Below are 11,219 nucleotides of genomic sequence, written 5' to 3'. Positions count from 1 at the left end.
TCGGAACGCGTGGAAGAAGCGCACGCGCGTTCGCGCGTGGTTGCATCTGGCACAGGTCCTTGCGTGTTCGTCAGACTGATGCGGCGGCGTAAAGCGACGCAAACGCGCCTCGATTGGCCGCGGGTATGAATGTGAAACTCAGGAAGTCACGAGCCTCGAAAGCGAACCGAGGGCGACGAACGCTCTCATCCGGAACGCGAGCATGGCGCTGTGCTGCGCGCGGATGACGTCTTTCACCGCGGGATCGCTCAGTGAACCGAGGCGATTGAGCGGCGTTTTGAAACAATGAGCGAGTGTGATGCCGAAATCGTTATCGGCGGGATCGACGCCATGCCACCAGAACGGTGGGATATAGAGAACGTCGCCGGGCGCAAGCGTGGTTTCGAACTTCGTCAGTGCACCGTCCGCGGGAAAGAAGCGCGCGCCATCATTCATGTGATGAAGATTGGACTTGATCGGCACGGCATACGCTTGCCAGTTTTCACTGGACAGCCTGAACATGGAAATGCGCTTGGTGCCGATGATCTGCGTGGTTAGCGTCTCGTCGGTCGTGTGGTAGTGCCATTCGGTCGAAGCATTCCGATAGATGAAGAGCCGGTCTTGTGCATATGCGCGCGGCGGTCGATCGTGCTCTCTTTCGAGAAACTCATAATGGCCGAGATCGGGTTTCCATTCCGACGGAATAGGGAGCGCGCGGATCGCATGCGTCTCGTCCGGCCCTGCGTCGCGCAGACGCGTAATGGCCTGATTGAGTTTCAGCTTCGGGAGATTTGCATACCAGAGACCGGTGGGCGAGGCGTTGAACGCATCCGAGATGCCGACTTCGCTATCCGTCAATGCTTCGAGATAGCCGGGTGCGTTCCATTTCCGGAGAGCAGGCCAGTTGCGCACCGCTCCTCTGATGACAACAGGTTTCTGAGCGCAGACATGGTCGCTCCAGAATTGTCCGTGTCTGAGCGTTTCATTATCGATGGACGGAAGCTGAACGCTGCGTCCCGGAACGAGGTCGATCACTTTCACAATGCGCTTGGCCATTTCCCACTCCCAGATCGAGAATCATCAGGACCGTGCAGTCCAGTTCTGTTCGATGTAGTCCAGGCATTGCCTGCGTGAGCAATCTGGATACTCCACCGTCCAGCCGTCCGGAACCTCGAGATGAGCGGGCCAAAGCGAGCGCTGCTGCAATTCGTTGATCAGCACACGGAATGTGCCCTGATCGTCGTCGAATGGATTGTCCACGCTGTTGCTCCCTTCGTTCGTGCTTCGGATTGCAACGAAATATAGGCGCCGGGAGTTAGCATTGAATGAGGTGTCGCGAGAGCCATAGCGTGCGTCGAGCGTGGCGCGCACTCGATGCGACGAGCACCTTGCAAAAGACGTGAGGAATGCATCGCTATTTAATATCGGCTTCGGATTGGTAGCAAGGGAAATTGCGGGGGCCTTACCGAGTTCGATATGTCTCGCGTGACGAGTGCTTTGCGCGATGCCCACATCGCGCTCGGCGCAAGGCACGTCGAGTTGCTTGTGACGCGTGTGCTGCCCTTGGGGGACGAGGTACGCAGCTATGGAAGCGCTTCCCGATGGCCTCGATCGCAATAAAAGAAGCGTATCAAGGATTGGTTTTCTAATTCAAAGCGCCCGGCATTTGCATGCAGACCGGCACAGACTCGGTCTTAACTCGAAAGAGCGTGCGCTGTGCACCTCGCCCGAGTTTGTGAGTGCTTCAAACATGGACTGCGGTCCCGGTGAGCCGCGCACGCGCGTATCCCGGCGCATACGACAACTTTCCGCGATGCCGTGCGCTGGCGCCAGGCGCTGCGGTTCCGTCGCGCGGGCTCGACTGCACCCGCCGACGCCATCGAACGCGTGGCGCGTCATGCGAACTTCCATCTGCATCTGGCTGCGCCCTGGCACGAAGCCGTCGTCGATGACAACCGCGTGCGCGCGCGTGCGGAAGACGGCACGTTCGAATTCGATTTCGTGATCGCGGCACGGGCTACACGGTCGATCTGCATGCGCGGCCCGAACTCGCCGGCATCGCCCATCATGTGCTGCTTGGGCGCGACCGCTACACGCCCGCATCCGACGAACGCGACGATGCGCTCGAATATGTGGAGAAGCGGCCCGGCGAGGCATCGTTCCTGAAGAATATCCACGTCGTCAATGCCGCGGGATTGGTGAGCCGGGGCGAAGCCGCTGCGCCACGCTGTTACCGGTAACGCGCGCAATTGCACGAATCGCGAAACTGTCGTTATACTGGCTCCGCGATCGAGTGGCCTGACCACCGCGATTGGCCTGACCGCAGGACGAATCAAGCAGACTGACTGGAAGCGTCGCATCGGCACCGCGCCCGATGCGCCCGGAAGGGGCGTGCTGTAGATGAAGTCGCGCAGCGCCTCTCCACAAGAAAAATGAAAGGAGACAACCCGATGTTCCGTGAAGGAGTGCAGGCAAGAGCCGCGCTCGCGCTCGCCGTCTGCATGCTCGCAGGCGCCGCGCACGCGCAGGTCGCAACGGGCGACACCACGCAGAAAAAAATCGCCCTGTCGAATAGCTTCGCGGGCAACGCGTGGCGGCAGTCGATGCTCAAGAGCTGGAACGCCGTCGCCCAGCAAGCGGTGGCGGACAAGAAGATCGCGGCCGCGCCCGCTTTCACGACCGCCGAGAATCAGGTGACGGAGCAGGCGCAGCAGGTTCAGAACCTGATCCTGCAAGGCTATAACGCGATCGTCATCGACGCCGTTTCGCCGACCGCGCTCAACGGCACCATCAAGAAGGCATGCGCCGCGGGCGTCGTCGTCGTCTCGTTCGACGGCGTCGTCGACGAGCCGTGCGCGTATCGCGTCAATTTCGACTTCAAGGGCTGGGCGGAGCAGGGCGTCGACTATCTGGCGACAAAGCTCAATGGCCACGGCAACATACTGGAAGTGCGCGGCGTGGCCGGCATCTCCGTCGACAACCTCATGCACGAAGGTGTGCTCGAAGGGCTCAAGAAGCATCCGGGGCTCAAGCTCGTCGGCTCGGTGAACGGCGACTGGACGCAATCGGTCGCGCAGAAGGCTGTGGCCGGCATTCTCCCGACGCTACCGCAAGTCGATGGCGTGGCGACCGAAGGCGAGATGTCGTTCGGCATCGCGCAGGCGTTCAAGGCCGCCAATCGTCCCGCGCCGCCGATGGTCATCGGCAGCACCTATCCCGAACTGCAATGGTGGAGCGAGCAGGCGAAGACCGGTTATCAGTCGCGCTCGCTGTCGAATCCGCCGGGCGCGGTCTCGTTCGCGTTCTGGGTGGCGCAGCAAGTGCTCGCGGGCAAGAAGATTCCGAAGGAAGTCACCATTAACGTGCCGCTGCTCGCCATCTCGCAGCAGGAGTTGCCGGCGAGGCTCGCCGCGACGCCGCCGGGTGGAATCGCCGACGTCACTTATACGCTGCCGCAGACCGTGGCCTTGCTCGACAAGAAATAAGCATTCGATGACGCCACGCATGGAGGCATGTGAATGGGCGCAACTATCAATACAGAGGACGAGCGCACGCTGATTCGCTTCGAAGGCGTCGGCAAGACCTTCGGCCGGGTGCGCGCGCTCGCGGACATCGACTTCGCGTTCACGCGCGGCGAATGCGTCGGCATCGCGGGACACAACGGCGCGGGCAAATCGACGCTCATGGCCGTGCTCGCGGGCGTGTATGCGCCGACGCAGGGCCGTATCGAAGTGGACGGCCAAAGCGCGCCGCACTACGACGCCAACGCCGCGCGCAAGGCCGGCGTGCGCTGCGTCTTTCAGGAACTCTCGCTGTGCGCGAACCTGACGGTCGCGGAAAACATGACGATCGTGCATCCGAAATTGCGCGGGCGCGGCTGGCGGCGCACGGCAACGGCGCTCATGCGCGACAAGCTCGAAGAGATTTTTCCGGGCAACGGACTGAAGGGCAACGAACTCGTGTCCGATCTGACGCTCACCCAACAGCAGATGGTCGAGATCGCGCGCGGGTTCACGGTGACGGACGCGCCCGTGCGTCTCGTGATCCTCGACGAGCCGACCTCGTCGCTCGATGCCCATACCGCCGATCAACTGCTTGCCTTCGTCCGGCGCGCGGCAGAGAGCGGCATCACCTGTCTGCTGATTACGCACATGCTCGGCGAGATAGAGCGCGTCGCGAATCGTGTGATGGTGATGCGCGACGGCGGCATCGTCGGCGTGCTGCCGGGCAACGAGGCGAACCGTGCGTCGATCATTCAGGCGATGGGCCAGCATCTGGAAGCGGAGAAAACGCCGGCCGCCGCCCGCATACGCAACGCACAAAGCGATGACAAACCGTTCCGCTGGAACGTCGGCGGAAGGAAACATACGCTGATCGAGGCATCGCGCGGAGAGATCGTCGGCTTCGCCGGACTCGCGGGCCAAGGCCAGACCGAAGCGCTGCTCGCCATCTACGAGGCAGCGACGAGCCACGGCGCGGGCCGCATGAAAGCCGCATTCGTTGCGGGCGATCGCGGGCGCGACGGCGTGTTCCCGGTGTGGTCCATCGCGCAGAATCTCGATTTGCGGTGGCTTCTCGGCGGCGCGAAGCGCAAGCGCGGACTCGTCGATCGCGCGGCGGCGCGCGCGCTCGTGGAAGCGTGGCGCACGAAGATCGGCATACGCGGCGCGCCGATGGGCGCGGGCATCCTGTCGCTCTCGGGCGGCAACCAGCAGAAGGTGCTGTTTGCGCGCGCGCTGTCGTCGGACGCGCAGCTCATTCTGATGGACGATCCGACGCGCGGCGTCGATGTAGGCACCAAGCGCGACATCTACCGGCTCGTTCACGACGAAGCCGCGAAAGGCCGCACGTTCATCTGGTACACGACAGAAAACGAAGAGCTGTCGCATTGCGACCGCACGTATGTCTTTCGCTCGTCGGCGGTCACGCGCGTCTTGCATGCGGACGAATGCACGGAAGAAGCGCTGCTCGCTGCGAGCTTCGAGGAGCAGGCCGCATGACCCCCGCGCGCATCACCTTCCGGGACACGCAAGCGCGTCTGCGCGCGCTGCTTCCCGCCATCTCGCTCGTCGCGGTGCTCGTGCCGATTCTCGTCATGCAGCCCGCCGTGATGAGCTATTTCGGATCGAGCCTGCTGCTCAATCTGGCCGTGCCGATCGTGCTCGCCACGCTTGCGCAACTCGCGATCATCACCGTCAACGATCTCGACTTGTCCATCGGTCCATTCGTGAGTCTCGTCGCGTGCATCGGCGCGACGCTGCTCGTCAAGGAGCCGTGGCTCGGCGCGCTCGCGCTCGTCGCCTGTGTGCTCGCGTATGCAGCCGTCGGCGCGCTGATCGAACTGCGGCAAATTCCGTCCATCGTCGTGACGCTCGGGCTGTCGTTCGTGTGGAGCGGGCTCGCGATCGTGCTGCTGCCTTCGCCGGGCGGCGCGAGCCCCGGCTGGCTCGGCACGGCGATGAGCTATCAGACGCCGTTCATCGCCGCGCCGATCGTGTGGTCGGTGCTCATTGCCATCGCAGGGCACATTCTGCTGATGCGCACCTCGGCCGGCGTGCGCATACGCGGCGCGGGCGGCAATCCGCGCGCGATGCGGCGCTTCGGCTGGTCGCTCGTGCGCAGCAAGGCGACGCTTTACGGCATCGCGGGCGTGTTCGGCGTGCTGTCGGGTCTTTCGCTGCTCGGGCTCACGACCTCCGCCGACGCGAACCTTGCGCTGCGCTACACGCTGCTCTCGATTGCGGCGGTCATTCTCGGCGGTGGCGAATTCGTCGGCGGGCGCGTATCGGTCATCGGCGCGGTGCTCGGTGCCATCACGCTCACGCTCGCGGCGTCGTTCCTCGCCTTTCTCAACATCTCGGCGGATTGGCAAGTCGGCATGCAGGGCGCGATCCTGATCGTCGTGCTGTCCTTGCGCGTGCTGCTGCAACGCGGGGAACGGCAATGAAATCGCAGACTTCCGGTGAAGCGCTCGCCAACAACGATACCGCGTGGGAACGGCTGAAGGGCGTTCAAGCGCCCTGGGCGTGGTCTTTCGTCGGCACGGTGCTCGTGTGGTTCGGTATCGTCGGCATCTTCGGCTTCGGCATCGCGAGCAATGTCGCGCAGACGGCCCTCACCTACGGCGTGTTCATGGTGCTGGTCGGTCTCGGGCAGATGCTCGTCATCACGTCGGGTGTCGGCAACATCGACCTCTCGGTGCCGTCGACGATCGCGCTCGCGGGCGTCGTCGGCATGCACGCGATGGGCGGCTCCAACGGCCAGATTGCGCTCGGCGTCGCGGCGGCGCTCGGCGTGGGCGTCGCGGTCGGGATCGCGAACTACATGCTGATCCGGCTGCTGCGCATTCCGCCGATCATCGCGACGCTGTCGTCGAGCTTCATCATCCAGTCGATCGCCATTACGCAAGGGCGCCAGCTTCCGCCGCCGCCGCCCGCGCTGGGCGCATTCGCCACGAGCCGGCTCTTCAACGTGCCGTATATCGCGCTGGTTGCGCTCGCCTTGTCGGTCGCGCTCGCGGTGCTGCTTCATCGCGCCGTGTATGGCCGCAGGCTTTCGGCGATCGGACAGAACGCGCGCGCCGCGTGGCTCGCGGGCGTGAACGTGCATCGCACGCGCTGCCTTGCCTACGTGCTTTCGTCGATGATCGCGGCGCTCACGGCCCTGCTGCTCGCGGCGACATCAGGCGGCGCGTCGCTCGATATGGGCGTCGAGTACATGCTGATCTCGATCGCCGTGGTCGTGATCGGCGGCACGCTGGTCACGGGCGGCAAGGCGACGATCGTCGGCGTATGGGGCGCCTCGATGTTCCTGTTTCTCACCAACGCCGCGCTCAACGCGGTCGGCGCCGATGCCGGCGTGCGCTCCATCGTGTACGGCGTGCTCATCATCGCGGTGACGGTCGCCGCCGGCGGAAAACCGGCGCGCTGACACGCAATCCACAAAGGACGAGGAGACATGAAACCCAGCGATTTCGAAGTGCATGATCCGCGTTTCAGGCTGCTGCTGCAGCCGAACGCGTTCCTTTCCAAAGTGACGGACGAATGCCTCTGGGCGGAAGGACCGGTCTATTTTCCGGCCACGGACCTGTTCGTCTGGAGCGACATCCCGAACAACCGCATGCTGCGCTGGGCGCCGGGAATGGGCGTCGGCGTGTTTCGCGCGCCGTCGAACTACAGCAACGGCAACACGCGCGACCGCGAAGGGCGGCTCGTGAGTTGCGAGCATGGCGCGCGGCGCGTGACGCGCACGGAGCACGACGGCAGCGTGACCGTGCTTGCATCGCATTTCGAAGGCAAGCGGCTGAACTCGCCGAACGATGTCGTCGTTGATTCGAAGGGCGACATCTGGTTCACGGATCCCGACTACGGAATCTTGAGCGACTACGAAGGCTATCGCGCAGAGAGCGAGATCGGCCGATGCAACGTGTATCGCCTATCGCCCGACGGCGCGCGTGTGCATCTCGTCTGCGACGACTTCGCGAAGCCGAACGGCCTCGCGTTTTCTCCGGACGAATCGCAGATCTACATCGCGGATTCGGCCGCTTCCCACGACGAAGAAGCGCCGCGTCATATCCGCGTGTTCGATGTATCGGGCGATGGCGTATTGCGTAACGGACGCGTGTTCATCGAGATGCAGAGCGGCGTGCCGGACGGCATGCGGGTCGACGAGCACGGCAATGTCTGGACCAGCGCGGAGGACGGCGTGCACTGCTACGCACCCGACGGCACGCTGCTCGGCAAGATCCTCATTCCCGAGGTCGTCGCGAACCTGACGTTCGGCGGCATCCATCGAAATCGCCTGTTCATTACGGCGACGTCATCGATCTATTCGCTGCATGTCGGCGTGCGTGGCGCGGGACGGTAAAAACATCAATAACAGGAGACGAGCATGAGAATCACAACACTGGCCGTGGCGCTGTGCCTGGTCGCGGCATCGGCGGGCGCGTCGGCGCAGGTCGCGACGGGCGATACGTCGTCGATGAAGATCGCGCTGTCGAACAACTACGCGGGCAATAGCTGGCGCCAGCAGATGCTCAAGAGCTGGGCCAACGTCGCCGATCCGGCCGTGAAGCAGAAGGTCGTCGCGGCGGCGCCCAGCTTCACGACAGCCGAAAGCCAGGCGACAGAGCAGGTTCAGCAGATCCAGAATCTCATCTTGCAAGGCTTCAAGGCCATCGCCGTCGATGCCGTTTCGCCCACGGCGCTCAACGGCGTCATCAAGCAGGCATGCGGCGCGGGCGTGACGGTCGTATCGTTCGATGGCATCGCAACCGAGCCGTGCGCGTATCGCATTGCCGTGGATTTTCAGGGCATGGGCCGCATGCAGGTCGATTACTTGGCGAAGCGGCTGAACGGCAAGGGCAACTTGCTCGAAATTCGCGGACTCGCGGGCGTCTCCGTGGACGACGAGATTCATCAGGGCATCGTCGACGAACTCAAGAAGTATCCGGGGATGAAGATCGTCGGTTCGGTGCACGGGGACTGGACGCAGACCGTCGCGCAGAAGCAGGTCGCGGGCATCCTGCCGACTTTGCCGAAGGTCGACGGCGTGCTCACGCAAGGGGGCGACGGCTTCGGCACCGCGCAGGCGCTCAAGGCCGCGGGGCGGCCGACGCCGATCATCATTCTCGGCAACCGGCAGGAAGAACTCGCCTGGTGGGCCGAACAGAAGAAGAGCGGTTACGAGACGATGTCGGTGACGATTCCGCCGGGCGCGTCCTCGTTCGCCTTCTGGGTGACGCAGCAGCTTCTCGCCGGCAAGAAGATGCCGCACGACATCCGTATGCCGGTTCTGGAAGTGAAGCCGGAGGAACTCGACGCGGTGCTGGCCAAAACGCCGGTTGGTGCATTGGCGAACAAGGAGTACACGCGCGACGAGGTCGTCGCCGTCGTGGATGGGAAGAAGTAGGCACGTATCATCGGAGATGGAAACACGACGAATGAATCTGCGGGTACACGGCGCGTTGAATGCGGTTGGCTCGTCGCCCGCCAGCCTGATCGCCTGCTCCGAGCGCTGATGAAGCTCGGCAAGCGTGTATTGGCCAGAGCGTCTCTGCTCGTGGTGTTCAGAAGGTATTGCCGAGACGTCCTGCGGCAAGGACGTCTCGCGCTCATTTCGCCCGCGAGGCGTTCGCAGTCAGCTTGACGATTGCGTCGAGCGCGCCATTCACCATGCCGCGTACCACCGGCTCCACTTTCTTCGCGACCTCGGGCAGATAGTGGAACGGTGCGTTTTCGCTCATATAGGTGGACTGGCACATCTCCAGTTGCACCGCATGCACGCCGTCCTGCGGCGCGCCGGCGTGCCGCGTGATAAAGCCGCCCTTGAAGCGGCCGTTCGCAATCCATGTGAACGGACTCGCCGCTGCGACGCGCTGTATTGCTTCCTGCACGGAGGGCGCGGCGGTGCGGCCATCCTGCGTACCGATGTTGAAGTCCGGAAGCTTGCCTTCGAAAAGGCGCGGCAGCACGCTCGCGATCGAGTGCGCTTCCCAGAGCAGCACATTCCGATGCTGGCTGCGCAGGCGCGTCAGCTCTTCCTGAAGGGCGTCGTGATACGACGTGCCGGACAGTTGGGAGTCGTTCCGAAGGGAGTCGAGCACAAGCCCTGTGCAAACGCAGAAGTCAAGCTGCTGCTTATCGAGCCGCGAGGTGTCGTGAACACAGGCGACGGCGCGGCAAGCGAGCGTACTGTCGCGAACGACCAGTGGATTTGAGCCGGCCACCGGGGTATGACCGGTGAGACGTGGCGGGCGGAGACGGGCGATTCTCCGAGGGCGCGATTGCGTCGATTCCAGTTCAACGTCCGCTCTTGTGTGGGGCCAGGTAGTTCCACCGGCGATTCGCTTGAGGACACAAGGCATGTGCCGGTCGAAACAGCCCGGCGCCTGCCACTCGGCCATGGCTGGTGAACCGGCGACAATCGCGAGGAAACACAGAGCGCAACTAATCGTCTGCGTTTCCGTCCGCCTTCAAGAACATCTCAGGTCACCATCTTCAGGATATGCCTTTGAGAAGGGGGCAAGACAATCAACCGCCCGAAGAATCACCCTCGGTCAGGCACACGCGATTCGTGGGGCGGGCTCGAAGGTTTCGTCGTGCGACAGTTTCGAGCCGAGCGAACCCGTTCCTGAATACGCTACCAGTCGAGCATCGTCCGCATTGCGCGGAAGCCAGAATGCTTAGCCGGACGGCAGGCTCACGTACTGCGGGGATCTTAACGGCCGCTCGCTTTACGGAGCGAGGCTCGATAGCGAAGCTCGAACATCAGGCGCGAGACATCCGAGGCCGATTAGCGTCTTTTCGACGGCCACGTCCAGCGGTGTATGCGGCTCGTGGCCGAGCGTCTGCACGAGCCGCGCGTTATTCAGATGCACGGACGTCGTCCATAGATAGCGCATTTCCTGAAGCTCCCTGAATGTTACGTTGAACGGCGCGGCAAGCGCGAGCAGCCACCACGGAAAGCCGACGACAGCGGGCGCCCGCCCGGTGCGCCGCGCGACCACGCGACGGATCGCGTCGGCAAAGCCGGTGCCGTCCTCGTCCCAATGACCGCTCATGTGAAAGCGCGCGAACGCATCGAGCGAATGGCGGTGCGCAAGCAGTTCAACCATCGTGCGAGCGACATCGGGTAGATACGTCCCATTGATGCCCGATGCCACGCGCACCCGGATTGCTGACCTTCGCCACCGGCTTTCCTGGCTTCACGAGTCCTTGCGCGAGCCAGTTATTGCCCGCTCTTGGCCCGAAGAAATCGCCCGCGCGCACGATCAGCACTCGCGCACCTTCCTTGCTCGCGCGTTGCAGACGCGCTTCCATTTCCACGCGAATCGCGCCTTTGCGCGTGACGGGATGCTGTGGCGCGTCTTCGTCGATGAATGGAAACGCGTCCGGCCCGAAGTTGTAGACCGTGCCCGGCAACACGATGGTAGCGCCCTGCGCCTTCGCCGCCGCGATGGTGTTGTCGGTCATCGGCAGCACCAGTTCGGCCCAGCGCTTATAGCCTGGCGGATTTACCGCGTGCACGATCACGGATACGCCCTGTGCCGCGCGCATCACGTCGGCCGCGTTCATCGCGTCGCCGTGAATCCATTCGATGCCGTCGCCCTTCGATGCCCCCGCGCCACGCCGCAGCCCGTGCACGCGCCAGCCCCCATCGCGCAATTGCCGCGCAACTTCCCCGCCGATGCCGCCCGTCGCCCCAAGTACCAGAACCGTTTCGCCTTGCGCCATGTCACG

At 63.6% G+C, this 11,219-nt stretch carries 10 protein-coding genes and 2 pseudogenes; 8 read left to right on the top strand and 4 right to left on the bottom strand.

Annotated elements, in window-relative coordinates; all coding sequences use genetic code 11:
• Window positions 1-138 precede the first annotated feature (138 nt).
• The gene (locus tag LDZ23_RS34540; RefSeq protein ID WP_033535657.1) at window positions 139-1,035 is read right to left on the bottom strand and encodes a cupin-like domain-containing protein; all 897 of its coding nucleotides are present in this window, start codon (window positions 1,033-1,035) and stop codon (window positions 139-141) included.
• A 24-nt stretch (window positions 1,036-1,059) separates the two neighbouring features.
• The gene (locus LDZ23_RS34535) at window positions 1,060-1,239 is read right to left on the bottom strand and encodes an MbtH family protein (RefSeq protein WP_008345490.1); all 180 of its coding nucleotides are present in this window, start codon (window positions 1,237-1,239) and stop codon (window positions 1,060-1,062) included.
• Between the two features lie 558 nt (window positions 1,240-1,797).
• Here LDZ23_RS34535 and LDZ23_RS34530 point away from each other — a divergent pair.
• The 7 genes from LDZ23_RS34530 to LDZ23_RS34500 all read left to right on the top strand — a co-directional run bounded on the left by LDZ23_RS34530 (window position 1,798) and on the right by LDZ23_RS34500 (window position 8,889).
• The gene (locus tag LDZ23_RS34530) at window positions 1,798-2,145 is read left to right on the top strand and encodes a hypothetical protein (protein WP_033535656.1); all 348 of its coding nucleotides are present in this window, start codon (window positions 1,798-1,800) and stop codon (window positions 2,143-2,145) included.
• A 284-nt stretch (window positions 2,146-2,429) separates the two neighbouring features.
• The gene (locus LDZ23_RS34525) at window positions 2,430-3,464 is read left to right on the top strand and encodes a substrate-binding domain-containing protein (RefSeq protein ID WP_008345492.1); all 1,035 of its coding nucleotides are present in this window, start codon (window positions 2,430-2,432) and stop codon (window positions 3,462-3,464) included.
• Window positions 3,465-3,497: 33 nt separating this feature from the next.
• The gene (locus LDZ23_RS34520; protein ID WP_008345493.1) at window positions 3,498-4,979 is read left to right on the top strand and encodes a sugar ABC transporter ATP-binding protein; all 1,482 of its coding nucleotides are present in this window, start codon (window positions 3,498-3,500) and stop codon (window positions 4,977-4,979) included.
• Window positions 4,976-5,926 carry an ABC transporter permease gene (locus tag LDZ23_RS34515; protein WP_008345494.1) on the top strand — a complete coding sequence of 317 codons (951 nt, stop codon included), beginning with the start codon at window positions 4,976-4,978 and terminating at the stop codon, window positions 5,924-5,926. The genes LDZ23_RS34520 and LDZ23_RS34515 overlap by 4 nt, the downstream gene beginning before the upstream one ends.
• On the top strand, window positions 5,923-6,909 hold the full coding sequence (locus tag LDZ23_RS34510) for an ABC transporter permease (RefSeq protein ID WP_008345495.1): 987 nt from the start codon (window positions 5,923-5,925) through the stop codon (window positions 6,907-6,909). Before LDZ23_RS34515 ends, LDZ23_RS34510 begins: the two co-directional genes overlap by 4 nt.
• Window positions 6,910-6,936: 27 nt before the next feature.
• Complete coding sequence (locus tag LDZ23_RS34505; protein ID WP_008345503.1) at window positions 6,937-7,845, top strand: SMP-30/gluconolactonase/LRE family protein; 909 nt, start codon at window positions 6,937-6,939, stop codon at window positions 7,843-7,845.
• 24 nt (window positions 7,846-7,869) lie between these two features.
• Entirely contained in the window at window positions 7,870-8,889 is a 1,020-nt protein-coding gene (locus tag LDZ23_RS34500; protein WP_008345505.1) for an ABC transporter substrate-binding protein, read from the top strand.
• A gap of 202 nt (window positions 8,890-9,091) precedes the next feature.
• Here the strand turns inward: LDZ23_RS34500 and LDZ23_RS34495 are convergent, their stop codons facing one another.
• Window positions 9,092-9,484, bottom strand: coding sequence for an N-formylglutamate amidohydrolase (locus LDZ23_RS34495; RefSeq protein ID WP_008345508.1), 393 nt, complete (start codon window positions 9,482-9,484; stop codon window positions 9,092-9,094).
• Between the two features lie 42 nt (window positions 9,485-9,526).
• On the opposite strand from LDZ23_RS34495, the pseudogene LDZ23_RS34490 reads away from it, so the two are divergent.
• A pseudogene (locus LDZ23_RS34490) lies at window positions 9,527-9,697 on the top strand (cupin domain-containing protein); the annotation flags it as partial.
• 516 nt (window positions 9,698-10,213) lie between these two features.
• On the opposite strand, the pseudogene LDZ23_RS34485 reads toward LDZ23_RS34490, so the two are convergent.
• Window positions 10,214-11,213: pseudogene (locus LDZ23_RS34485) on the bottom strand (NAD-dependent epimerase/dehydratase family protein).
• Between the last annotated feature and the right edge of the window lie 6 nt (window positions 11,214-11,219).

The sequence above is a fragment of the Caballeronia zhejiangensis genome, assembly GCF_022879815.1.
GTDB classification, from domain to species: Bacteria; Pseudomonadota; Gammaproteobacteria; order Burkholderiales; family Burkholderiaceae; genus Caballeronia; species Caballeronia zhejiangensis.
The sequence above is the reverse complement of the archived record's forward strand: the minus strand, read 5'-3'. Positions and strand labels throughout refer to the sequence as shown.